This is a genomic window from Colwellia sp. 1_MG-2023, assembly GCF_030546755.1.
Taxonomy (GTDB): Bacteria; Pseudomonadota; Gammaproteobacteria; order Enterobacterales; family Alteromonadaceae; genus Thalassotalea_H.
In genome coordinates this window covers 151426-176890 of record NZ_JAUOPE010000004.1, presented here as the reverse complement: position 1 = coordinate 176890, position 25465 = coordinate 151426, and the positions used below count along the sequence as shown (strand labels likewise).

The 25465-nt window shown below is 38.8% G+C and carries 19 protein-coding genes; 9 read left to right on the top strand and 10 right to left on the bottom strand.

Annotated elements, in window-relative coordinates:
• Positions 1-27 precede the first annotated feature (27 nt).
• A complete protein-coding gene (ubiA, locus tag Q4493_RS06230) occupies positions 28-903 on the bottom strand; it encodes a 4-hydroxybenzoate octaprenyltransferase (protein ID WP_303450395.1) in 876 nt (291 codons plus the stop codon).
• Positions 904-1485: a chorismate lyase gene (locus Q4493_RS06225; protein WP_303450392.1), complete on the bottom strand. Its 582-nt coding sequence runs from the start codon at positions 1483-1485 to the stop codon at positions 904-906.
• A gap of 205 nt (positions 1486-1690) precedes the next feature.
• Here Q4493_RS06225 and Q4493_RS06220 point away from each other — a divergent pair, with 205 nt between their 5' ends.
• A complete protein-coding gene (locus Q4493_RS06220) occupies positions 1691-2074 on the top strand; it encodes a flagellar basal body-associated protein FliL (RefSeq protein WP_303450390.1) in 384 nt (127 codons plus the stop codon).
• Between the two features lie 9 nt (positions 2075-2083).
• Here Q4493_RS06220 and glpG read toward each other — a convergent pair whose 3' ends face one another.
• The 4 genes from glpG to Q4493_RS06200 form a co-directional block, all read right to left on the bottom strand.
• Positions 2084-2962 carry a rhomboid family intramembrane serine protease GlpG gene (glpG, locus tag Q4493_RS06215; protein WP_303450388.1) on the bottom strand — a complete coding sequence of 293 codons (879 nt, stop codon included), beginning with the start codon at positions 2960-2962 and terminating at the stop codon, positions 2084-2086.
• Positions 2962-3279, bottom strand: coding sequence for a thiosulfate sulfurtransferase GlpE (gene glpE, locus Q4493_RS06210; protein WP_303450777.1), 318 nt, complete (start codon positions 3277-3279; stop codon positions 2962-2964). The genes glpG and glpE overlap by 1 nt, the downstream gene beginning before the upstream one ends.
• A 107-nt stretch (positions 3280-3386) precedes the next feature.
• The gene (gene tdh, locus Q4493_RS06205) at positions 3387-4415 is read right to left on the bottom strand and encodes an L-threonine 3-dehydrogenase (protein ID WP_303450385.1); all 1029 of its coding nucleotides are present in this window, start codon (positions 4413-4415) and stop codon (positions 3387-3389) included.
• Between the two features lie 10 nt (positions 4416-4425).
• Positions 4426-5634, bottom strand: a complete 1209-nt coding sequence (locus Q4493_RS06200) for a glycine C-acetyltransferase (RefSeq protein ID WP_303450383.1) — start codon at positions 5632-5634, stop codon at positions 4426-4428.
• A 175-nt stretch (positions 5635-5809) separates the two neighbouring features.
• Here Q4493_RS06200 and Q4493_RS06195 point away from each other — a divergent pair, with 175 nt between their 5' ends.
• Positions 5810-6238: an Lrp/AsnC family transcriptional regulator gene (locus Q4493_RS06195; protein WP_303450381.1), complete on the top strand. Its 429-nt coding sequence runs from the start codon at positions 5810-5812 to the stop codon at positions 6236-6238.
• 5 nt (positions 6239-6243) lie between these two features.
• On the opposite strand, the gene Q4493_RS06190 is transcribed toward Q4493_RS06195, so the two are convergent.
• A complete protein-coding gene (locus tag Q4493_RS06190; RefSeq protein WP_303450379.1) occupies positions 6244-7002 on the bottom strand; it encodes a hypothetical protein in 759 nt (252 codons plus the stop codon).
• A gap of 260 nt (positions 7003-7262) precedes the next feature.
• Here Q4493_RS06190 and waaA point away from each other — a divergent pair, with 260 nt between their 5' ends.
• Positions 7263-8615 carry a lipid IV(A) 3-deoxy-D-manno-octulosonic acid transferase gene (gene waaA, locus Q4493_RS06185; protein WP_303450377.1) on the top strand — a complete coding sequence of 451 codons (1353 nt, stop codon included), beginning with the start codon at positions 7263-7265 and terminating at the stop codon, positions 8613-8615.
• Positions 8608-9120, top strand: coding sequence for a GrpB family protein (locus Q4493_RS06180; RefSeq protein ID WP_303450374.1), 513 nt, complete (start codon positions 8608-8610; stop codon positions 9118-9120). Before waaA ends, Q4493_RS06180 begins: the two co-directional genes overlap by 8 nt.
• 34 nt (positions 9121-9154) lie before the next feature.
• Here the strand turns inward: Q4493_RS06180 and Q4493_RS06175 are convergent, their stop codons facing one another.
• Positions 9155-10777, bottom strand: a complete 1623-nt coding sequence (locus tag Q4493_RS06175) for an alpha-glucosidase (protein ID WP_303450371.1) — start codon at positions 10775-10777, stop codon at positions 9155-9157.
• A gap of 267 nt (positions 10778-11044) precedes the next feature.
• Between Q4493_RS06175 and Q4493_RS06170 the strand changes: the two genes are divergently transcribed.
• Both Q4493_RS06170 and Q4493_RS06165 read left to right on the top strand, forming a co-directional pair.
• Complete coding sequence (locus tag Q4493_RS06170; protein WP_303450369.1) at positions 11045-12823, top strand: alpha-amylase family glycosyl hydrolase; 1779 nt, start codon at positions 11045-11047, stop codon at positions 12821-12823.
• Between the two features lie 108 nt (positions 12824-12931).
• Positions 12932-13408: a GNAT family N-acetyltransferase gene (locus Q4493_RS06165; RefSeq protein ID WP_303450367.1), complete on the top strand. Its 477-nt coding sequence runs from the start codon at positions 12932-12934 to the stop codon at positions 13406-13408.
• A gap of 40 nt (positions 13409-13448) precedes the next feature.
• Here the strand turns inward: Q4493_RS06165 and Q4493_RS06160 are convergent, their stop codons facing one another.
• Positions 13449-14939, bottom strand: coding sequence for a tryptophan halogenase family protein (locus Q4493_RS06160; protein ID WP_303450365.1), 1491 nt, complete (start codon positions 14937-14939; stop codon positions 13449-13451).
• Between the two features lie 125 nt (positions 14940-15064).
• Positions 15065-17875, bottom strand: a complete 2811-nt coding sequence (locus tag Q4493_RS06155; protein WP_303450363.1) for a TonB-dependent receptor — start codon at positions 17873-17875, stop codon at positions 15065-15067.
• A 717-nt stretch (positions 17876-18592) separates the two neighbouring features.
• On the opposite strand from Q4493_RS06155, the gene pulA reads away from it, so the two are divergent.
• The 3 genes from pulA (at position 18593) to Q4493_RS06140 (ending at position 25435) form a co-directional block, all read left to right on the top strand.
• Positions 18593-21415, top strand: coding sequence for a pullulanase-type alpha-1,6-glucosidase (gene pulA, locus Q4493_RS06150; RefSeq protein WP_303450361.1), 2823 nt, complete (start codon positions 18593-18595; stop codon positions 21413-21415).
• A 71-nt stretch (positions 21416-21486) separates the two neighbouring features.
• Positions 21487-23316 carry a glycoside hydrolase family 13 protein gene (locus Q4493_RS06145; protein WP_303450774.1) on the top strand — a complete coding sequence of 610 codons (1830 nt, stop codon included), beginning with the start codon at positions 21487-21489 and terminating at the stop codon, positions 23314-23316.
• 82 nt (positions 23317-23398) lie between these two features.
• Positions 23399-25435 (top strand): glycoside hydrolase family 97 protein, encoded by a 2037-nt coding sequence (locus Q4493_RS06140; protein ID WP_303450359.1) that lies wholly within the window; start codon positions 23399-23401, stop codon positions 25433-25435.
• Positions 25436-25465 lie beyond the last annotated feature (30 nt).

The window sequence follows — 25465 nt, the reverse complement described above, 5'->3', positions numbered from 1 at the left end:
CTTATCTAAGATGTGTTGTTATTTCCGTTATAAATATTCGATGTAAATACCAACAAATATAATTAATCCGACCCAGTGGTTATTTAAAAACGCTTTAAAACAATTATCTCTATCACGATTAACAATTAGTATTTGCTGATAACAAAATAGACCTGCACTTAACACAAGCGTCAATTGAAATGGCCAGCCAAATGCTAACATTTCGCCAACGGTAAACAGTAATGCTAAGGTCAACAATTGCAAAAATCCAACAATTCTTTTGTCATGTTTACCAAACAAAATAGCGGTAGATTTCACGCCTATTTTTAGATCATCGTCACGGTCAACCATGGCGTACATAGTGTCGTATGCTACCGTCCACAGTAGGTTAGCAGCAAATAATAACCACGCCACCAACGGAATTTCGCCTTGCAGTTCAGCAAATGCCATTATCATTCCCCAACTAAAAGCCGCCCCTAAAACCACCTGAGGTAACTGGGTATATCGTTTCATGAAGGGATAACTAGCCGCTAATATCAGCGCAATCACCGATAAATAAATAGTGTAAAGGGAGAGTGTCAGCACTAAAGCGATCGCGCCACCAATTAAAAAAGCAAATAAGCTTAATGCTTGTTCACTGCTCATGGCTCCTGAAACTAAGGGTCTATGCGCTGTTCTTTTAACTTTGCCATCCACTTTTCTATCAGCAAAATCATTAATCACACAGCCAGCACTTCGCATGATGAAAACACCCAGTGAAAAAACAAACAGTAAATGCAAATTAGGAAACCCATCAGCCGCAATCCACAAAGCCCAAAAGGTTGGCCACAGTAATAAATAAGTACCTATGGGCTTATCCATACGAGTAATTTGCTTAATAGCCTGCCACTTTTCAGGCCATGTTTGGATTTGATTATTGCTCATTTATTCACTTATTTCTTGATAGGCAAATGACTTTGGTAAGAAAACTTCTGCCACCATGAGTGGTTTGTCATTTACCACAAAGACAGAACGTCGGCCCCATAGAGGGTGCTCTACTGACAACTGATAATAACTTGCCAGTGCTGCAACCGTTGACTGCTGATCAAAACTTGCTACTTCAATCCCTTTACGTTTGAGATCTGGGTGATTAAACAAAACTTGCCCTAACGATTGTTCACCTAATTTTGCTAATTGTGCTTCATTGCCTGTTAGTGATCGTAAAGGTAGTAAGCTTCTCGCGAAAACTTGCGGTTTGTTATCACAAAACAATAACACTTCACGCACTAAGACTTCTTCGCCGGCAATAATATCGTCATTACTTTCAACGTCCGAGCAATTTTCGACACGTTGCCCTAATACTTGCACATGAAAATCTTGGCAGTGTTGCTTTAACCTCGCCGTTAAAGAGCTCGGATCTAATAACCAATCTTGCAAATAAAGATTTAATTGCGAAGTTTTTTCTCGACACCATTTCGCATGCATTTGCACAGGAAATAAACGATGTGATTGAGCGTGTTGCACCATGTATAATTGAACCATTGACGATTAAAGCGGGCGTATGATATCAGGTTTTTATTTATAGCCAAACCTCTGCCGGCGGGTCGATTTTTGTATTTTTAATATTCAGTAAAATAAATAAAATGAAAATTCTCGCTAATATCGCTACAATAAATGCCGATAACTTAGCAGTACCTATAGCAACTTATTAATTTTCAAGGACGCAGCCTTTATGCTTAAAAGCTTTCTTCTATTTTCAGTCATGCTCATTTCTTCTCTTCAAGCTAAAGCGGCTGACTATGCCTATTTTGGTTTTGAACCTGAGATCATCACCAATTACGTTGCGGTTAAAAAGAAGATGGGCTACGTACGGCTAACCGTAGAATTGATGATTGAAGATTCGTCTAATTTTGAAGCGGTTGAACATCATTCGCCATTATTACGCGATGCAATTATTGACATTATAGGTCAGCAACCAGAAGCAAAAATTAAATCTATTAATGGTCGCCATGAAATTCAAAAGCTTTGTGAAGATCAAATTAAAAGCTTATTGACGAAAGAAACCGGTCAACCATTAATTAAAAAATTACTTTTTACGCAGTGGCTAGATAATTAGTAAAAATAACTATTGAAGCTTTTCACCTTTAGCTTGGTTAGCAAACCGCAGCCAAGCTAAAAAGCACCCTGATACTAACCCTAATAAATGCGCAGTATTCGCCATATTCACAGGCAAGACATCAACGAAGCCGAGTAACAACCAAAACAACAGAAAGCCAACGATAGCTTTAGATAATACTAATCCTTTTTCTGGCGCTAACCAACCGGCCCACCAAACATAACCTACCACGCCATAAACAACACCTGATAAGCCACCAAAATTTGGCCCTGATACAATAAATTGTCCTAAATTTGATAAAATAGCCGATAGTAAAAATAATTGTACGAGCTCCATTTTGCCCATCACTTTTTCAATGCTGCCACCGAGTTGCCACCACCACATGGTATTAAACGCAATATGTAACAATGAGAAATGAAAGAAAACAGGACCAATTAACCGCAAAGGGTTATCAAAAAATTGTGTCACCGATAATGCAGTAAAAAAATGAATTTCGCTAAAAATAGCTTTTTGCCAGCCTAAAATACTGCCAATATAAATCAACCAACATAAGGCAAAAATGCTTAAGGTTACACCACCGGCATGCGCTAAAAACTGCTGTTTAAAGCTGGTAAAAAATGCAGGGCCATTTTGCACGACATCGATAGTTTCACTGCTATGCCAAGCCGCTTGTTGATATTTAACATCGTAAGGGTTGTCAATAAAGTCATTGAACATTTCCCGCGCATGCTCATACATGTCAGGGGAACATAAAATGACAAATTGTTCACCTTCAATTTGCACACGGCTTGCAATATTTTGACTGTTTAAATAATTTGAAAACAGCAAAGCAATATTATGCTGGGGAACACTAACAAGCGGTTGTAAAGAATGTGAAGAGTCCGTCATTACTCTGCATTACTTCCTGAGGTAACCAAATCAGGATAGTGTAATTGCCAATCAACAAAACCACCATCTAATGAATAAACTTCGGTAAAATCTTGACTGAGTAAAAACTGAGCCGCTTGTTGACTTGAATTACCATGGTAGCAGCACACCACTACAGGAGCATCGATGTCGGCTTCACGGATAAAGCTTGATATATTATCATTGGTTAAATGAATCGAGTCAGGAATATGACCAGCTTGAAATGAGTTAGGATCTCGAATATCAACCACTACATGACTTTTATCATTAATCACCGCATGTAACTCGCTAATATGCATATGTTTAAAACCTGCTTCACTCACTCTTCATACTCCTAATATTTTAACTAGTGCTAATGCACAATATCTCAACAGTCTATCTTATTACTGCTGAGATTACTGTTGAATTAATCTTGCCAGTTAAGAATTACTTTGCCTGATAAACCTGAACGCATGGTATCAAAACCTTGTTGAAAATCATCGATATCAAAATGATGGGTAATGATTGGCGACAAATCTAATCCCGATTGAATTAAGCTTGCCATTTTATACCAAGTTTCAAACATTTCGCGACCATAAATCCCTTTTATTGTTAATCCTTTAAAAATAACTTGGCTCCAATCAATTGCCATTTCATTACCGGGGATGCCAAGCATCGCGATTTTTCCGCCATTATTCATATTGGCAAGCATGTCAGTAAACGCCATTGGTACGCCTGACATTTCCATTCCGACATCAAATCCTTCAGTCATGCCTAGCTCATTCATCACATCTTTGAGCTTTTCTTGGCTAACGTTGACCGCTTTTGTTGCGCCCATTTTTCTAGCCAAATCAAGACGATATTCATTCACGTCAGTGATCACTACATGCCTTGCGCCAACATGTTTAGCAACAGCCGCTGCCATTATACCAATAGGGCCCGCGCCAGTAATTAAGACATCTTCACCGACTAAATCAAATGAAAGCGCGGTATGCACCGCATTGCCGAATGGGTCAAAGATAGCGGCTAAATCATCAGAAATTTCATCGGGTAATTTAAAGGCATTATAGGCGGGGATCACTAAATACTCAGCGAAACTGCCTTCACGATCTACGCCAACACCCACGGTATTTCGACATAAATGGGTACGACCGCCACGACAATTTCGACAATGGCCACAAGTGATATGCCCTTCACCAGAGACGCGATCACCAATTGCAAAACCTTTGACTTCTTCGCCAATACCAACAACTTCTCCCGCATATTCATGACCAACAATCATAGGTACTGGAATCGTTTTTTGCGCCCAATCATCCCAATTATAAATATGAATATCAGTGCCGCAGATGGCTGTTTTTTTAATTTTGATCAATAAATCGTTATGGCCTACTTTAGGTTTCTCCGATTTAGTCATCCAAATACCTTCTTTGGCATGTAATTTTGCTAATGACTTCATCCTAATCCCCTTAAATTATGCCCATTTCTTTACCAATTGTGGTAAAGGCCGCAATCGCTTTATCAAGCTGTTCTTTGCTATGTGCTGCTGAAATTTGTGTTCGAATACGTGCTTGACCTTTTGGCACCACAGGGAATGAAAAACCAATCACGTAAATGCCTTGGCTTAATAATCTGTCTGCCATATCACTGGCCACTTGTGCATCACCTAACATTACCGGAATAATGGCATGATCAGCACCGCCGCAAGTAAAGCCAGCCGCTTCCATATTCGTTCTAAAATAAGTCGCGTTGTCTTTTAATGTTTGGCGAAGATCATCACCTTCTGCCAGTAAATCAATCACTTTAATTGATGCATTAACAATCGCTGGCGCTAATGAATTAGAAAATAAATACGGACGTGAACGTTGGCGCAACCATTCAACCACTTCTTTTTTCGCGGAGGTATAACCGCCCGAAGCGCCCCCCATGGCTTTACCTAAAGTACCTGTGATGATATCGACGCGTCCCATTACCTCACAATATTCATGGCTGCCACGACCTTGTTCACCCACAAAACCGACCGCATGTGAATCATCAACCATCACCATAGCATTGTATTTATCTGCTAAATCACAGACCGCTTTTAAGTTAGCAATAACACCATCCATTGAGAACACCCCATCGGTGGCAATTAACTTAAAGCGCGCCCCTGCTTCATCTGCCGCGATTAATTGTTTCTCTAATTCAACCGCATCATTATTGGCGTATCGATACCGCTTGGCTTTACATAATCGTACACCATCAATAATTGAAGCATGATTTAACGCATCAGAAATAATCGCATCTTCAGGGCCTAATAAGGTTTCAAATAAACCGGCGTTCGCATCAAAACACGACGAATATAAAATGGTATCTTCCATGCCTAAAAAAGCTGACAGTTTTTGCTCTAAGGTTTTATGAATATCTTGTGTACCGCAGATAAAACGTACCGACGCCATACCAAAACCATGCTCATCTAAACCTGCTTTTGCCGCCGTAATTAACGACGGATGATTAGCTAGACCTAAATAATTATTGGCACAAAAGTTAACAACCTCTTCACCGGTAGTCACGGCAATTTTTGCTTGTTGAGCGGTAGTGATGATTCGCTCAGCTTTGTATAAGCCATCAGATTTAACTTGCGCGATTTCACTCGATAAATGTTGGTAAAAGTCATTTTTTGCTGAAGAATTTTTCACTTTCAGTCCTTAATAATTAATCTAACTTGTTGAAGGTCATTATCAGCCTAGTAGAGATAACAAAAAAAGTGACATATTTTAAAAATTTGACAATTTTTAGTGTTAAATTGACATATTTATCTGTCATTATGTAAATTAATGGTGACTTTATGTGATTTATAGAACGAGGACGACTGTGCTAACTGAAAAAGACGAAGAGTTATTATCTATTCTACGCTGCAATGCTAGAGCAAGTATTTCTGATATTGCCAGAGCAACCAATGTATCTCGTACCGCCATTCAAAATAGATTAAATAAATTAGAAAATAATGGCGTGATCAAAGCATACAGTGTCGTGCTCGGACATGAATACATCAACAAACTGATCACCGCTAATGTCTCTTTAAAGGTGAATCCCAATTTAAGGCAAACTATTTGTATCGCGATGCGAAAAACCCATCAAATTAGTCATATTTATTCGATCAGTGGTGAGTATGATTTACAAGTGACTATTCAAGCGCAAACGCTCGAGAAATTAAACGAGGTGCTTAATATCGTATGTTCACTTGAAGGGGTCGAGAGAACCAATTCTTCGATTATTCTCGATACTATTTTTGAAAGATAAACAGTTTACTTAGCAAGGGTATCGTTTAGCCATAGTGCAATATCTTGTGCTAAGTAACGCTTACCATTGAGTAATGAATGACCTTGGCGAATGCCTTTGAATATTTTGAAGGTTGAACCTCTATCGCCATTCCATTCAAACAATTCTTTTGTCGTTTGATAAGTATTGGCATGATGCATAGAGCCAATAAAATAAACAGGAATATCAATTAAGTTTTTAAAATGCTCTTTCTCCATATAATTTAATACGGGGGTGATCATGACAAAACTATTGATACGCATTTTTTCGGCTAAATAAATAGCTTGAGCAGAAGAGCATCCTGAAGCAACCACCGCAACATCACGATTTTTTGCCACCCTTTCACGTAAATATTGATAAGCCGCTAACACATCATTTTGCCAAAACGACGAAAGCTGGATAAATTCGGTTTGATAAGTTTGATAATCTTTAGAATTTAACTTGATATTGGCATGCGAAAACTGCTCTGTAACGCTATTGCCATAGCCTCTCAAGTCGAGTGAAAAAGCATGAATGCCATAATTTGAAAGTTCTTTAGTGAGATTGTCATAACTGCTGCTGTCATGATCACAATCATGAAGTAATAACACACCAGATTTATCAAGATTACCGGCAAAATAGTTACCCGACAGCATAAATTTATCTTCGGTGATAAACTTAACTTGATTCATCGATTCAGTTGCTAAGTCTTCAACGTTTGAGTCTTCTTCTTGCGCAAATACTAGCATGCTGATACTGCAACTCATGAAGAGCGTTATTTGCCTAAACAAACGGTTAAGTTTTTTACTAAAATGTACCGTCAAAATAATTCCCTATTAATTTCATGCATTGCCATCCCAGAATACCGCAATTTTTAAACCTCGGCTAGCATTGCAATATTAGTCAGCTAATCACTCAGTTATCGGCAATTTTTTTCATAAATCAAGGCAATATAGCAATAAATGATTACCCATACCTAAGTCATCAAAGAGTAGTACTTAGTGGTAAGAGAAGAATCGAGTATACTATGGCTAATCTCATTAAAAGAATGTTTGTTGTGCGTTACTCATTGTCCTTATTTATTTACCGAATTGCTTTGCTTTTACTTTTACCTTTGCTCCTCTTGGTATTTGCCATACGTTCGCACAATCATCCTGCGTATCGACAACGACTCTCTGAGCGATTAGGCTTTGTCAGTAAACTGTTTAAACAAGAAGGGATTATTGTGCACGCGGCCAGTGTCGGTGAAGTGATTGCAGTAACACCTTTTATCAAACAATTACTGCGCGATTACCCCAATACTCCACTAACCGTTACGACTTTTACACCCACGGGCTCAGCACAAGTATTAAAAACATTTAATGACAAAGTTCAGCATTGTTATTTACCACTCGATATTTGGCCTTGTACTTGGTTATTTTTAAAGGCGTTAAAACCGAAAGCCTTAGTGTTGATGGAAACAGAACTATGGCCAAATTTAATCGCACTTTGTCAGCAAAAACACATCAAACTTCAATTAATTAATGGTCGATTATCTGATAAATCAATGTCGAGCTACCAAAAACTGAGTTGGTTAATTAAGCCTTGTTTGCAGCGCTTTGATGCAATTTTGACGCAAAGTAAAGACAACCATCAAAACTTTATTACTTTAGGCGCTGAACCGAACAACTGTCAGATTTCAGGCAATTTAAAATTTGATTTACAAGTCAATCCAGACTTAGCATCAAAACAACAAGTACTTGAACAATTTATTACCGAGCAGCGGCCTATTTGGTTAGTTGCCAGTACCCACCCAGGCGACGAACAACTTATCCTAACGTGCTTTTCAGCGTTAAGAAAAGATCACCCAAATCTGTTATTAATATTAGTGCCCAGACATCCCGAACGCTTTACCAGTATTTATCAACTATGCCAACAGCATCAATTTCAAACGGTTAAACGCAGCGAAAATAGCCCAGTTACTTTGCCAGATGATATTTGGTTAATTGACACCTTAGGTGAACTACTACCTGCGTGTGCATTGGCTGACATTGTTACTATGGGGGGAAGTTTTTCCACCATTGGAGGGCATAACCCATTAGAGCCGGCATTATTTAAAAAAGCGATTATCGTTGGCCATGATATGGCAAATTTCAAAGAAGTATTGAGTCAACTTCAACAAGAGCATGGCATTGCACAGCTTAATTCAAATTCCTCATCTTCGGTGAATGAAATCACATCTGCACTAACAAACCAAATACAGCAATTATTAACGGATAATCAGTCGCGCGAGAAACTTGGTGAAAACGCTTATAAAGTCGTACAAGCCAATCAAGGCGCCAGTGAAACGTCTGTAAAAATCTTAGCTCAGTTAATTGATAGCCAACAAAGCAATGCTTGAAGATAAGATAATTATTGAGCGCTATAATAACAATTGGCCAGATAAATTTGCTGAAGAAAAAGCAATGCTCAGCATTTTATTGCGTCAATATATTCAAGGTTCGATAGAGCATGTTGGTAGTACGGCGGTACCTGGCCTTTCTGCAAAACCAATTATTGATATTATGGTGGGCATTCAATCACTTGAACATGCTAAACCTGCGATAGCAAAGCTGACTCAACAAGGCTATTGTTACTATCCGTACAAGCCTGATGTGATGCATTGGTTTTGTAAACCAAGTCCCGAAATAAGAACTCACCATTTGCATTTAATTCCTTATCTAAGTCCTTTATGGCAAGAAAGAATTCAATTTAGGGATGCGCTAAAAGCTGACGCCGCGCTTGCTACTCAATATCAACAACTCAAATATCAATTAGCTGAAAAATACTCCCAAGATAGAGAGCAATATACGACCGAAAAATGGCCGTTCATTAAAAAAGTGTTAAAAAAAAGCCTTATAAAATAAGGCTTAATAGTCAATATAAAAACTATAAGGGAAACTATAAAATTAAAAAGGCCATTTGAAATGCTGCTAAACGGATCTGTCCTTGCTCATCAAAGGTAATGTCTTCAAAGCCATGACCTGTCAATGGTTTAATATCTGTTACTGATGGCTGATAATAAGTTTCATCGGCGGTAAAGTTTGCAATCACCATGATTTGACTCTCTTGATAACGACGAGTAAAAACCAACCTGTCATCACTACTCTCAATAAATTCGATATCGCCATACTGTAAGCAAGATTGCGTTTTACGCCAATGTAAAAAAGTACGGTAAGCCTGTAAAACAGAATCTTTCGATGCCTCTTGCACATCTACCGCATTAGCAACATGTGCTTCGCTAACTGGCAACCACGGCGATTGGCTATTTGAAAACCCGGCGTTAACTTGTTTTTCTAACCAAGGCATTGGCGTACGACAACCATCACGTCCTTTAAATGTTGGCCAGAAAGTTACGCCATAAGGGTCTTGCAAGTCTTCAAAAGCAATATCGGCTTCTGTTAAACCAAGCTCTTCACCTTGGTAGCTACAAACACTGCCACGTAATGAAGCAAGTAACGCATTGAACATTTTGCTTTGTATCGGAGAATGTTCTTTATCAGCCCAACGACTGGCAACACGACTCACATCGTGATTACCTATCGCCCAACAAGGCCATCCATCAGATAATTTATCTTCAAGGGCTTCTACGGTTGAACGTATATAGTGTGGGTTTCCATCCGGGGTGAGTAACTCAAAGCTATACGCCATATGCAAGCGTTTATCACCTTGAGTATATTCCGCCATGGTTTGTAAAGAATCTTCCGAAGAAATTTCACCTAAGGTTACTACATTAGGGTATTGATCCATTAACGCACGGATCTCTTCCATAAAGGCAATATTTTCAGGCTGAGTATTATTGTAGTAATGATATTGGAACGCGTAAGGATTATCTTCACTAAATCCTCGACCTTGACGATCTTCAACCGCTTTAGCTGGGTTATCGCGCAACAATTTATCATGAAAACAAAAGTTAATCGCATCTAAGCGGAACCCGTCAACACCGTGATCTAACCAAAACTTCACGTTTTCTAAAACCGCTTTTCTTACCTCTTCATTATGAAAATTTAGATCCGGTTGCGAGGTTAAAAAGTTGTGCAGATAATATTGCTGACGACGAGGTTCCCATTGCCATGCGCAACCACCAAAAATCGACAACCAATTATTAGGCGGTGTACCATCTTCATTGGCATCAGCCCAGACATACCAATCAGCTTTTTCATTTTGCTTATCTTCGCGGGATTCAAGGAACCAAGCATGTTGGTCAGAAGTATGGCTAAGCACCTGATCAATAATAACTTTCAGATCAAGTCCTTTCGCTTTAGCCATTAATTGATCAAAGTCTTCCATGGTGCCAAACATAGGATCAATTTCACGATAATCACTAATATCATAGCCAAAATCTTTCATTGGCGATTTAAAAAAAGGTGAAATCCAAATGGCATCAACCCCTAAGTTTTTTACATAAGGCAGCTTTTGAACAATACCCGCTAAATCACCGATGCCATCATGGTTTGCATCCATGAAGCTTCGAGGATAAATTTGATATATAACGGCGCCGCGCCACCAAGGTTGATTTTCCATAACAGTCCACTTTCCGTCGACAAACCGATAATAACCAAATAAGCAGCTTGCTGTGCTACTTGTTATTCGCTTGTGACGTTATACTTTTTATTGATGCCTTAAGCATAAGTAGCCACTAATTTTTGTGCAATAACACTGCATACGTATGCATGACAATTTAGCCTTATTTTCGTTATGCATACGTATGTAATTTTTATACTTAAGCAATTGATATTTGTACTATGACTGTCTTTACTATGATGAACGGCTTTGTGCGATAGAATTATTATGAAAGAAAAACGATTAAAACCACGGTTATTGACACTTTTTAGTCTTATGTTAGGTTCGCTGTTTTTAAGCAATGTTGTTGCTGTTGAATCAAGTAAATTACTGACTAATGACTCAAAACCAAGCAAAAAACTATTAGCAAAAGATTTAACACATTATTCATCGCGTGATATTAAAGATGAGGTGTTTTATTTTGTTTTGCCAGATAGATTCAACAACGGCGACACCTCAAATGACCACGGTTCTAAAACAAAAGTTATTTCACAAGGTGGTTTTGATGCCAGTAATAAAATGGCTTTTCATGGTGGCGATTTACCGGGCTTAACCGCCAAGTTACCGTACCTAGAAAACTTAGGTATCACTGCTATTTGGTTAACTCCTATATTGCGCAATCAAGCGGTACAAGGCGATATCACAGGTTATCATGGTTATTGGGTATTAGATTTTACCGAAATAGATCCTCACTTAGGCAGCAATGCCGATTTGAAAAACTTTATTACCCAAGCGCATCAACTAAACATTAAAGTATTTTTTGACATAATCACCAATCACACCGCTGATGTCGTTAAATATAAAGAGTGCCATGGTGAAGATGGCTCGGGTTGGTCAGAAAGCGGTGAAGCATGTCCTTATATTTCATTAGCCGATATCGCCAACGGTAAAAGCTACACCACGATAGTACCGAAAGAAAACCAACAACTAAAAACCCCTGCATGGCTTAACGATCCTAAGCATTATCACAACCAAGGCGATTCAACTTTTCAAGGAGAAAACTCTCTTAACGGTGACTTTTTTGGTCTTGACGACTTAAATACCGAATCGCCAGTAGTGGTTAAGGGCATGATCGATATTTATCAAAACATTATCAGCGAATTTCGCCCTGATGGTTTTCGTATCGATACGGTGAAACATGTCAATATTGAATTTTGGCAACAGTTTATTCCTGCCCTTGAACAACATGCGAAACAACAAGGCATCGCTAACTTTTTCATGTTTGGCGAAGTCTATAGTGGCGATCCAAAAGAATTAAGTAACTTTACGACCACAGGGAAACTACCTTCTGTATTAGATTTTGGTTTGCAATCAGCGCTATATCAAACGTTAATAGAGCAAAAAGGCACCGATAAATTAGCCGAGTTATTTGCCCAAGATGCGTTGTATAAAAATGCCAATGAATTACTGAATTTCACCGGTAATCATGACATGGGACGTTTCGCTTATTTACTAAACGGACAAAATCAACAGTTTAACGAACAACAAACCAGTGAACGTTTAGCATTAGCGACCGCTATTACCTTTTTTGCGCGAGGAGTGCCGGTCATTTACTATGGTGATGAACAAGGTTTTATCGGCACAGGCGGTAATCATGACGCCCGACAAGATATGATGCCGTCGAAAGTCGCCAGCTATAATAATCAATCAATATTATTAAGTGAAAAAACAACCGCAGACGATAATTTTGATCAACAACACCCGCTTTATCAACTATTTTCGTCCTTTGCGCAAATATTTCATCAGCATCCGGCACTTAGACATGGCCAACAACAAACCATTTATTCAAGCAAGCAGGCTGGTATTTTTGCCCTATCTAGAAACCTAACGGATGAGCAATACCTAGTTATTTTTAATACTTCAGCTGACGCTAAATTGTTGTCGTTGCCACTCGATGCTAACTATCACTTACTGCATAGTAGTCATAATGCACCTACGCTTTTAAGCAATAAAGTCACTGATCAAGTCCTTCCGGGGCTGAGCTTTGCTATTTATCAACAAAGATAGTCTAATGTGATGCATCAAAAGCAGCAGCTTTCGAACATTCATATCAAATAACAGTATGTTCATCGTATTCTCGAACATACTGTTATTGATACTTTTGAGGAAGAAACATTGACGACACCTATTACGTTTCGAGCATTAACCTGTGATGATTTACCTACCGTTAAACAGATAATTGACGAAACAGAAATGTTTCCGTCTGAAATGCTTGATGAGATGACAGCACCATTTTTTGATCATACGAATTCAGATAACGAAGATTTATGGTTTGTTGCTTGTAGCGATCAACCTGTAGCCATCGCTTATTGCGCGCCTGAACGAATGACAGATGGCACCTGGAATTTGCTATTAATCGCGGTCAGTCCAAAGTGCCAAGGTTTAGGTGTTGGCAAAAAATTCATGGTTTTCCTAGAGCAACAAATTCAAAATATTCCAGGGAGAATATTGTTGGTTGAAACATCAGGCTTACCCGAATTCGCCATCACTCGAAATTTTTACCCACAATGTGGTTATACGCAAGTCGCTTGTATCCCAGATTTTTATGAAGCGGGCGATGACAAAATTGTCTTTTTGAAAAAGCTTACGTAGCTATTACACCTAGTAGGTTTATCCATGTAAGCTTGTGGCACTAGAGTCGACTTAAATACTCGTCATGACTGGTCATTTTATTGACCGAACGCTCGATAATGACTTTCAGGTTATCCATTAGTTCGGTGATTTGCTCTGGCGTTAAAGAGTCTACTAACGGGTGATGATCTTTAGGAATTAAGCCTTGCCCTATCATCACTTGTTGCCAAGCAATTTCGGTAAATAATTCGTCTTGTTCTCTAAATATTTTCCCACTTTGTTCAAATAGCGCCATTTTTTGGCGTAAGGTTTCTGGCACGTCCATACGCTGACAAGCTCGCCAAAATTCCGTATCGTCACGTTGATTTTGCTTGTAATGCAGGATAATAAAATCACGCATTCGTTCTGACTCAATCAACGACTGACGGTTATATTCATAAACCTCTTCATCTTTAATACCATGATGTGGGAAAAATTTTAATAATCGCGTTGCAGCAGTTTGCACAAGGTGAATATTGGTCGACTCTAACGGCTCAATAAAGCCACTCGATAAACCAATTGCGACAACATTTTTATGCCATTGCTTACGTCGCCTTCCGGTTCTAAACGGAATGACTTTAGGTTCACCCAGCGGCTTGCCATCGATATTTGCCATCAACACCTTTTTCGCTTCTTCATCGCTCATGTGTTTGCTTGAATAAACGATACCATTACCCGTACGGTGTTGTAGAGGAATACGCCATTGCCACCCTGCGTCATGAGCAATAGAGCGTGTGTAAGGTAAAATAGGAGAAGTCGCTTCACAAGGCATTGCCATGGCTCTATCACACGGCAGCCAGTGTGACCAATCTTCGTAACCTACACTTAAAGTTTCTTCAATGAGTAATGCTTTTAAACCAGTACAATCAATAAATAAGTCACCGCTTATTTCGTTACCATCAGCCAATTTAACACTTTGTATATAGCCGTTTTTTTTATCGACGGTTACTTGGTTAATCATGCCTTCAACACGCGTTACCCCTAACGGCTCACAAAAGCTTCTTAGGTATTTTGCATATAAACCTGCGTCAAAATGATAAGCATATTCAATGCCTGGTAAGTTAGTGCCTTCTATTTGATTCAATTTAGCAAATTTATGCTGTTTGGAAGCTTGGTAGTTTAGTGAAAAATCACCAAATTCAGACGAATAGCCTAATTGCTGGCTTTTCACCCAGAAATGATAGAAATCACAAAAAGGAAAATTTTTACCCACCCCACCAAAAGCGTGCATATATTTATCCCCTTTTTGCCGCCAGTTCTCAAACTCAATCCCGAGTTTTAACGTACCTTTGGTCGCTTTTAAAAACGCTTTTTCATCAAGACCTAATGCATTATTAAAAGGAATAATAGGGGGAATCGTTGCTTCGCCAACGCCTATGGTGCCAATTTGATCTGATTCAACAAGGGTAATATTCAGAGTTTTTCCTAACACTTTTACCATTAGTGCCGCAGTAACCCAACCAGCGGTGCCACCACCAACAATCACAACATTTTGAATTTTTTTGGTATTCATCTCAAATTCCATAGTCTTTCGTAGTAAACAATAAAGCCCTTGAGACATTACATCACAAGGGCTTTATAATACCAATCGCATTAATTAATGAAGCCTAATGCATTTAGGGTAATAACCTATTTAGATTAAAGCTTATAGCTAAAACCTAATAAGTAAGTGCTACCGTAATCTTGGTAATCACGTACTTGCAATGCATTTTCACCCTGTAATGACGTGAATGGTTCTTCCGTTAAGTTTTGCGCTTGGAAGAAAATTGATAAGCCTTTTAAGCTCTCAATGCCTGCTTCGCCAAAATCATAACCAATTTGTGCATCCCAAATAGTTTCACCTAAAATATCTACTTGGCTAGTTGAGAAACCTAAACCGTATACATCACCTTTAAAGTCACCACGTTTACGCATACTTGCACGAGCTTGGAAACCGTCTTTTTCATAGTAGAAAGTCAGGCTTTGAATTTTGTCTGATAAACCAGGTAATTCATATTCATTATCATTTTGGTCTTTCAGATCCGATTCAACCGCTGTATGGCTAGCAATTAAACCAAAACCGTCAAGGCTGTCATCAATCATTTTGAATGGGAATGAAAGTGATAACTCATAACCCCATAACGAACCTTCACCACCGTTCACTTTACCGTTACCGGTTGCGGTAGAATTTGCAGGCACTTGACCGGTTGATGGGTCAGCAACGCCAGACATATCAACTTCAAACGTACCGTCAAAAATCCACTGACTTAATTCTTTATTAAAAAGTGCTACTGCAAAGTAACCTTCATCACTGAAATAGTTTTCGTATGATAAATCTAAACCAACCGCTTCTTTAGGCTCAAGTGCTGGGTTACCACCATTGACACTCCAATGGTTACCATTTTGATCAGGTTGTTGATTATATGATGCATTTACAGAGGCATTCATTTCATCTAAACGCGCACGAGAAATAGTTTTTGCTGCACCAAAACGTAATGTTTGTTGATCATCAATACGTAATGATAAGTTTAAACTAGGTAAAACGTGTGAATAATCATGACTAATATCCGTTGGAGATGTCACTATTAAACCATCTACGGTATTAAATGCACTACCTTGAGAAGACTGTTTAGTGTTGACGTAACGCACACCAACATTTCCTGTTACTGGCAAACCACCTACTTCAGTATCGATGTTACCTTGAATAAATGCTGAGGTAACTTCTTCTTGTACTGTCCAAGACTGAGTAGAATGTGATGGATTCGTTAAACTTTCCGCTAATAAATCGTAATAACCATCTTTAATTAAACCGTTGGTATCATAAGCAATCATGTTGCCCATACCGATAAAGTCTAAATTCACACTACCTTCACGATATTCTTCTGGTACGACTAACATGCCCGGGTTGCTTGGATAATCAAACGAAGAAAGCGTCATGAAGTAACCTTCAGATTCTTTCGTTTTTTCACGCTCACGGTATGAAGCACCAAATTTAATAGAAGAAAATACCTCATTATCTAAGTCATGAGTTGCCGCTAATTTAAGAGCAGTTAATTCATCGTCAATGCTTGGCGCATTAATAAAACCATCTTGTAATTGGTTTTCGTATTCAGTACCAACAACACCATGCTTAGCATTTAGCGCACTACTCCAACCCCATGATAAAGGGCCACCTAATTGAATCAGGTTAAAGTCGCTATAATCAAGTTCATGAGTAAATTGTGCACCAGTATTACCGCCGTTAAAGGTATAGCCTAAGTTATCAGCTTCACCTCTTGCATCACCACGGCCAGTACCTGAGTAGCTTTCTATCGACCAAATATCACGGTCAACTTGTGAATAACTAGCATCAAATTCAACCTGCCAGGTATCGTTCAATTCATAAACTGAATTAAAACCAAAAGACGTTAATTCTGCTTTTCTTTCTTCGTAATCGTTACGAACGACAACACGTTGCCCTTCAGTGATAGCACTGGTAACAAAACCTGTTGCTGGATCGATTGTTGCGGTATTACCTGAGATTGAACCTTGACCCCAAGCAAATGGGATTTCAATACCGCGTAAGATTTTTTCATCAGTAAAATCTACATATAAAGCATCAAATGTCATATGTAGGTTTTCTGTAGGAGCCGCTTCAACCACTAACATCATTGAATCACGTTCAAGCGTTGATGAACGAACAAATGGTTTTGCACCACCTAAAATAGAGCCCGCTGAACCATCTTCGTATGTGAACTCAGGGTAACCCCATGAGTTCCAACGTTTCTCTTGGTTAGGAGAGCTCATTGTTGAATAAGCAAAAGCAACACCAATAGTGTCGTCAGCAAACTTATCCATATAAGAGAATGTGCCACGGAAACCAGCATCATTACCGTCTGGGTTTAACTTATCAAAACTTGTTTGTTCAAGTGAGCCGTTAAATTGAATAACACGGTCATCTTGACCAAGTGGCTTAACCGTTTGCATATCAACAATACCGGCAATACCTTCCGCTTCTAAACTTGCGCTTGGCGTTTTATAAACAGTTACGCCGCTCATAATTTCTGATGGGTATAAGTCAAACTCTACGCCACGGTTATCACCAATAGATACTTGTTCACGACCGTTAAACGTTGTACCACCTTCATTTTCACCAAAACCACGGATACTAACCTTACTAGCACGACCATCAAGACGTTGGGCGGTTAAACCAGGTAGACGAGCAATTGACTCGGCAATGGATGAATCAGGTAATTTACCGATATCTTCGGCAGAAATGGATTCGACTACTTCTGATGAAAAACGTTTGGTATTGATTGATTCGATAATACTGCCGCGAAATCCACGTACTTCAATGACTTCAACATCAGCTACTTTTTTCTTATCATCTTTTGCTTCGCTTTCTTGTGCATAGGCAAATGATGAACTCATCGCCATAAAACTCGTAGAAAGTATCGCGAGTGTTAACTTGCTTGGCTTAAAATTTAACATTGGTGCTCTCCCCTTTCATCCATGAATTTATATTTATAATTCAGCGTTCCCTACGACTGATGCAAAAACTATTTCATGTTTATTAATTTGTACCCACCAACTATGTGGATAGCTCTTAATATAGAGAGGTAACAAGTGTAAAAATATACTTTGCATACGTATTCAAAGAAGCTTACATAATGCATACGTATTCAACAGCTAAGTTTAGACGACTCAGTAAAATATATTGAAAATGTTCTCAAGCCCAATTAATTCAACCGTTCAATATCACTTCATTATGAGTGATTTTTAAACAAACATTTACATTTTTTCAAAATTAGACATGCATTGAATACGTATGCATAAATCCTTCACCTCAATGTTTATCGGTGGTTGAATGGTATATCGGCAATAAATTAACGTCTGGAAAGAACACTTTTTTATTCGTTTTCAAAAAACTTTTCATCAGAAAAAACGAAAAATGTCGCCTTTATATCTTCATAAGCGCCACATCTTCGTATTTGGAAACTTTGTATTAGGAAATATTCGTAATAAGAAACAATGCTAACTCTGCTTAAATAACACTCTACTGTTAGTCTACATTCATTATTCATATGCAATCGTGCTTAATCGGTTGGCAGTGAATACGTATGCATTTTGAGCAAGATACTTTTTAAGCGAATATTTCCCCTGTAGATTAATAACTAATAACTAAAATTAAAATTGTCCGGAAATATTATGCGTAGGTTACCTCTAACACTATTAACAACTACCCTATTATTGGGCGCTTGCGATAAACCAATCACTGAACATTCAACGAATAAAATCTCAAAAAACCAATTTTCAATGGTTAAACTCAGCAATATTCACTCTGACTTTTCAGCCCATTGGTTAACGCCAAACTTAATTTTATTACCGAAAAGTCAACTTGAAAGTCAATATACTTTACTCAGTTTACCCGCAAGCCGCTCGAACGAAACAACATCAGATACCCAGTTTAATGATGCGCTATTATCAATTTCATTAACGCAAACATCTTTACCTGAAAAGCTTGCTGAAAAATTTCCTCATTTAAAAGATTTTCAGGCCTTTACCGTTAATTTACCAACCGAAGACACTAAGTTATGGCTGAAAAAGCCATTAATGGTTGTTGAATCAAATAAACAAAATACGCCAATGAAAGGCGCATATGTTCAAACGGCAAATGTAATTGATGCGCTATACACAGCCGGTGAAAATGATGCCAACGAAATTACCGATCTAGGCGCGACCATAAAAGCAGACTCTGTTCAATTTAAGCTATGGGCACCAACCGCGTTATCGGTAAAAGTAAAATTATTTAATGATGATAAATCTCCAACAACACCCAACAGTGTGACGTTAAAAGAAGATAAAAAAACCGGTGCTTGGTCCGCGCAAGTTGAGAAAGACTTTCACAATAAATACTATCGTTATGAAGTTGAAGTTTATCACCCCGTTAGCAAGAAAATTGAGTTACTTACGGTTACCGACCCATACTCTTTGAGTCTTTCCACCAATAGTAAGTATTCACATATTATCGACTTAGGCCAACAAAGTACTTTGCCTGATGGCTGGTTTGAACAACATGACAACCCAGTAGTAAACCCTGAAGATAATATATTTTACGAAACTCATATTCGAGATTTTAGCGCGCACGACAGTTCAATTTCTCAACCACTTAATCGAGGTAAATATCTCGCCTTTACTGAACAAAACAGCGATGGCATCAAGCATTTAAAAGCACTGAAAAGCGCAGGCATCAATAGTATTCATCTGTTACCAACGTTTGACATTGGTACGGTTAATGAAAACAGTGAACAAGTGATTGATCTAAACGACCCGATCAGTAAAGCCTGCCAAGTGACAAAATCTGACTTATTGTGCGATGAAAAAATTGATGCTGATATTTCTATTCGCGAGTATCTAACGCAATTACCTAAATCAGATGGTAGTCGACAAGCCATAGTTACCGCGGTTAAAGCCGTTGATAACTATAACTGGGGTTATGACCCGTTTCATTACACAGTACCTGAAGGCAGTTATGCGATAAACCCTGAAGGCAGTGCCAGAATTCGGGAATTTAGAACCATGGTTCAGCGTCTACATAACCTTGGTTTTCGAGTCATTATGGATGTTGTTTATAACCACACCCATCAAGCAGGGTTAGAGCCAACCGCAATTTTGGACAAAATAGTACCAAATTATTATCACCGTCTTGACCCCATCACTGGTGAAATCGCGCAATCAACTTGTTGTGATAATACCGCAACAGAGCGAGCCATGATGGAAAAACTCATGATCGACTCTTTAGTTGTGTGGACAAGAGATTATAAAATTGATGGTTTTCGTTTTGACTTAATGGCACACCAACCCAAATCGGCCATGTTAAAAGCCAGAGCCGCCGTTCAAGCAATAGACGCAGATAATTACTTTTATGGCGAAGGCTGGAATTTTGGTGAGGTCGCGAACAATCAACGTTTTACTCAAGCGAGTCAATTAGCGCTTAGCGGCACAGAAATAGGTACATTCACCGACAGACTTAGAGATGATATTCGCGGAGGAGCATTTACGGCTCAAGGTGCCCAGCTCAGAAAAGATCAAGGTATTGGCAATGGTTTAGCGACGATTCCAAATGAATTAAACAGCGAAAATATCACTGAAAGCATCAATCATTATTTCATTATGGCGGATCAATTACGCATTGGCTTAACAGGTAATTTAATCAATTTTCCTTTAGTTACCTACAAAGGAGAAACCGCATTAGGAAAAGATATTCGTTATGGCGATCAACCTTCAGGTTATGCCCTTGATCCGGCTGACACTATCAATTACGTCTCAAAACACGATAACCAAACTTTATGGGACAACAATCAATATCGCATAGCTTACGATGTTTCGACCCATGACAGAGTACGAATGCAACTACAAAGTTTAGCCTTTGTGGTATTCGCCCAAGGTATTCCGTTTATTCATATGGGGTCTGAGCTGCTGCGCTCGAAAGGCTTTTTACGTGATTCCTACGATTATGGTGATTGGTATAATCGCGTCGATTTTAGTAAACAAAGCAATAATTATGATATTGGGCTTCCGCCAGCCGAAAAAGATCAAGCCAATTGGCAAATCATTCAGGAAGTACTTAAACGAAATGAAGGGCGAGATATCGTCAGTCCCGATGATATTGCATTTAGTTCAGAGGTATTTCTTGAATTAATCAACATACGTATGTCTTCCCCTTTATACCGATTAACTACCGCTGAAGACATTATAGAAAAAGTTCGCTTTCACAATGCGGGTAAAGACCAACAACTCGGTTTAATTATCATGTCGATAAAAGGAAATCAGCAAGAGCCTGCACAGCTCGTTGTTTTTAATACCTCGGCTGAAGCAAAGTCATTTACCTTAGCAGAATTTACTCAGTATCAATTACATCCAATTTTAGCCAATGGTGTGGATAGTCGAGTAAAACAAAGTGTAAATAAGCAAGGTACTTTTACCATTCCTGCACTAACCACCAGTGTTTTCACTGACCGTTTACCATAACAATAAAATAGGATTAAAGCCTCGTGATAACCACTATTTTTAAGCGCTTCGTAACAGTTAGCATACTCTCGGTGTTGCTATGCCCCACCATTCAAGCTCAAGCATATAAAATTGAGCATTTAGAACCTATATCGTGGTGGAATAATATGCAGTCAAATAGCCTGCAAATTATGGTTCATGGTAAAAACATCAGTAACTTAACCCCACGAATTCAACATGATTCATTGCGTATTGATGGCATTAAGAAAGTTGAAAACAGCAATTATTTATTCATTGACTTAACGCTAAGCGAAAACCTAAAGCCTGGAAAGTATGCGATTGATTTTTATCAAGATAACGTGAAAGTTTTAACGCACCAATACGATATTCTCTCACGTAACAAGTTGTCTGCAGCAGAGACTTCTTTTACTGCTAAAGATGTGATTTATTTGATTACTACTGACAGATTTTCTAACGGTGACAAGTCAAATGATAGCGTTGAAACGTTAATAGAAAAAGCAGATAGAAGTAAAAAAGGCGGTCGTCATGGTGGTGATATTCAAGGCATCATTAATCAATTAGCTTATTTGCAAGACATGGGCTTTACCCAAATTTGGACCATGCCTATGGTTGAAAATGATATGGCTGATCACTCATACCATGGCTATTCAGCCACAGATTTTTATCAAATTGACCCTAGATTTGGCAGCAATGAATTATACCAAAAACTTGCTAACCAAGCACAAGCGCATGGAATAGGTTTAATAAAAGATGTTGTTTTAAACCACATTGGCGCAAATCATTGGTGGATGAAAGATTTACCAACCAGTGATTGGCTTAATTATCAAAATAGTGACTTTACCGGTACACAGCATCGTAGAGAAAGTTTGCATGATCCACATGCAAGTCAACATGACAAAACACTTTTTGCAGATGGTTGGTTTGTACCTACCATGCCCGACTTAAATCAACGCAATGAATTGTTGAGTAACTACTTAATTCAAAACACATTATGGTGGATAGAATATGCTAATTTATCTGGCTTACGGGTTGATACCTATTCCTATTCAGATAAAGCGTTTTTATCAACATGGACTAAGCGCATTACCGAAGAATATCCTAATATCAATATTGTTGGTGAAGAATGGGCAACAAATCCTGCAATCGTGTCATATTGGCAACGGGGCAAGAAAACACATGATGGTTATCAATCTTATTTACCTAGTGTGATGGACTTCCCCTTACAAGCAGCAATTGTTGCCGGTTTAACACATCAAGAAAATTGGAACACTGGTTTAAATGAATTGTATCAAGCCATCGCAAATGATTTTCAATATGCTGATCCTTACAACTTAGTCACCTTTACCGATAATCATGATATGAGCCGTATTTATACACAACTCAATGAAGATTTATCCCTGTTTAAAATGGCGATGGGGTATTTGCTAACAAGCCGCGGCATTCCACAAGTTTACTATGGCACTGAAGTATTATTAGCTAACCCAACCTCAACGGATCACGGCATTATACGAAGTGACTTTCCCGGTGGTTGGCAGGGGGATAAACATAATGCTTTTCAAGGCTTAGGGTTAACTAATCAACAAACGGAAGCACAAAGCTATATTCGGTCATTATTGAATTGGCGTAAAAATGCAAAAGCCATACATCACGGTAAATTAACGCACTTTGCGCCCAAAAATGGTGTGTATGTTTATTTTAGAGAATATCAAAATGAAAAAATTATGGTGGTTTTAAATAAAAACAAACAACAAGTGCCATTAAACCCAATGGATTACAACGAAGTCATTCAATTAAATAAACAGGCAATCAATGTGCTAACGGGTGAAAGTCTGTTGTTAACGAACCCCGTGTCGATTCCAAGTCAAAGTATCAGTATTTGGCAAATCAAAGAACATGAATGAATTGAATACGTATGCAGGTAGCTGTAATTTGCCTCAGCTACTTTTATGCTGTTCAACAGATAAAATACCTTCGAGAATTAAAATGAAAAAAATATCGTTGTTTTTAACCACCTGCTTGATATCGCCATTGTTATTCGCGCAGACCCTTAAAGTCAGTTCACCTGATGGTAAAATAGTCCTTGCCGTTAATGACGATGCAATGCCTAATTACAGCATCGCTTTAAATAATGAAACCGCCATTGATGCTTCACGACTAGGCTTGCGCTTTAAAAAAGCGGCCGAGCTGGGCGATGGCTTCATTATCAAAACATCTTCAACGACAAGTAGCGACACAACATGGCAACAACCCTGGGGTGAACGTAAAAATGTGCGCGATAATCATAATGAGCTTTTAGTCACCTTTACCACGAACCGAGAAAGTGCAAATACCTTTAATGTTCGCTTTAAAGTGTTCAATGATGGCGTAGGCTTTAGATACGAAGTGCCGAAACAAGTGGGTTTAGCTGGCGATATTGAAATCACCAACGAAATGACAGAATTTGCCATTAACGGTGCAGAAAAATCTACCGCATGGTGGATCCCTTCTCGTGGTTGGAACCGTTATGAATACTTATATCAAACCACTAAATTTACCGAGATAGATCGGGTTCATACTCCATTTACGTTTAAGTTAGATAACGGCACTCATATTAGTATTCATGAAGCGGCGCTTGTTGATTATGCCGGAATGACATTACAACAAATGCGAGGCGGCGTACTAAAAGCAGATTTAACGCCGTGGTCAGATGGTATTTTAGTGAAGAAAAAAGCAAACTTCACCACCCCTTGGCGAACCATTCAAATCAGTGAAAATGCCGTAGGCTTGTTAAACTCAGATCTTATCTTAAACTTAAATGAACCCAGTCAATTAGCAGATACTTCATGGATTGAACCCGGCAAATATGTTGGTATTTGGTGGGGCATGCACATTGCGGAAAACACTTGGGGTAGTGGTGATAAACACGGCGCAACGACCAGTGAAACCAAACGCTATATGGATTTTGCCGCAAAATATGGTTTTGATGGCGTGTTAGTTGAAGGTTGGAATATTGGCTGGGATGGCGATTGGTACAACAATGGCGATGTTTTTAATTTTTCCAAAGCCTATGATGATTTTGATATCAAATCAATTACAGATCACGGCTTAGCTAAGGACGTTCGATTAATAGGCCATCATGAGACCTCGGGCAATGTCACTAACTATCGCAACCAAATGGAAGATGCGTTTTCTTTGTATAAAAAACATGGTGTCCGCCAAGTAAAAACAGGTTATGTTGCCGATGGTGGTAAAATTAAACGTATTGATGAACATGGCATTGTTCGTTATGAATGGCATGATGGCCAATTTATGGCAAATGAATATTTACATAACATAAAACTTGCCGCCAAATACAACATTAGCATTAACACCCATGAGCCAATAAAAGATACCGGCTTACGACGCACTTATCCAAACTGGATTTCTCGCGAAGGCGCGCGTGGTCAAGAATATAATGCGTGGGGCTCACCACCGAATACACCTGAACATACAGCGATTTTACCCTTTACCCGCATGCTTTCAGGCCCGATGGACTTTACCCCTGGCACCTTTGATATGGGATTTAAAGGATTAGGAGCAAATACCGATCGCCCACAAACCACACTGGCAAAACAATTAGCTTTATATGTTGTGATATATAGCCCGATTCAAATGGCGTCAGATTTACCGAGAAATTACGAAGCAAACTTACCCGCTTTTCAGTTTATTCTTGATGTGCCAACCGACTGGCAAGAAAGTAAAGCTATCGCAGGCGAAGTAGGCGAATACGTAGCCTTTGCTCGTCAAGAGCGCGATGGTGATGACTGGTTTTTAGGCGCATTAACCAATGAGGAAGCTCGAGATATTACCTTACCTCTAGACTTTTTAGATAAATCCAAGCGTTATCAAGCACAAATTTATCGTGATGGTAAAGAAGCAAATTGGATCGACAATCCTTACGAAATGATTATCGAAGAAAAGAATGTTAGCGCATCAGATACATTAACTATACCTTTAGCAACGAGCGGTGGTGTTGCAATAAAGTTTAAAGCGCTAGACTAAGCTCAATGACTTGAACTAAATGAATGACAA

Bases quoted from the DNA above. Each gene is read 5' to 3' on its own strand.
- ubiA (WP_303450395.1), bottom strand. From the start codon at position 903: ATGAGCAATAATCAAATCCAAACATGGCCTGAAAAGTGGCAGGCTATT.
- Q4493_RS06225 (WP_303450392.1), bottom strand. From the start codon at position 1,485: ATGGTGCAACACGCTCAATCACATCGTTTATTTCCTGTGCAAATGCAT.
- Q4493_RS06220 (WP_303450390.1), top strand. From the start codon at position 1,691: ATGCTTAAAAGCTTTCTTCTATTTTCAGTCATGCTCATTTCTTCTCTT.
- glpG (WP_303450388.1), bottom strand. From the start codon at position 2,962: ATGACGGACTCTTCACATTCTTTACAACCGCTTGTTAGTGTTCCCCAG.
- glpE (WP_303450777.1), bottom strand. From the start codon at position 3,279: ATGCATATTAGCGAGTTACATGCGGTGATTAATGATAAAAGTCATGTA.
- tdh (WP_303450385.1), bottom strand. From the start codon at position 4,415: ATGAAGTCATTAGCAAAATTACATGCCAAAGAAGGTATTTGGATGACT.
- Q4493_RS06190 (WP_303450379.1), bottom strand. From the start codon at position 7,002: ATGAGTTGCAGTATCAGCATGCTAGTATTTGCGCAAGAAGAAGACTCA.
- waaA (WP_303450377.1), top strand. From the start codon at position 7,263: ATGGCTAATCTCATTAAAAGAATGTTTGTTGTGCGTTACTCATTGTCC.
- Q4493_RS06180 (WP_303450374.1), top strand. From the start codon at position 8,608: ATGCTTGAAGATAAGATAATTATTGAGCGCTATAATAACAATTGGCCA.
- Q4493_RS06175 (WP_303450371.1), bottom strand. From the start codon at position 10,777: ATGGAAAATCAACCTTGGTGGCGCGGCGCCGTTATATATCAAATTTAT.
- Q4493_RS06170 (WP_303450369.1), top strand. From the start codon at position 11,045: ATGAAAGAAAAACGATTAAAACCACGGTTATTGACACTTTTTAGTCTT.
- Q4493_RS06160 (WP_303450365.1), bottom strand. From the start codon at position 14,939: ATGAATACCAAAAAAATTCAAAATGTTGTGATTGTTGGTGGTGGCACC.
- Q4493_RS06155 (WP_303450363.1), bottom strand. From the start codon at position 17,875: ATGTTAAATTTTAAGCCAAGCAAGTTAACACTCGCGATACTTTCTACG.
- pulA (WP_303450361.1), top strand. From the start codon at position 18,593: ATGCGTAGGTTACCTCTAACACTATTAACAACTACCCTATTATTGGGC.
- Q4493_RS06140 (WP_303450359.1), top strand. From the start codon at position 23,399: ATGAAAAAAATATCGTTGTTTTTAACCACCTGCTTGATATCGCCATTG.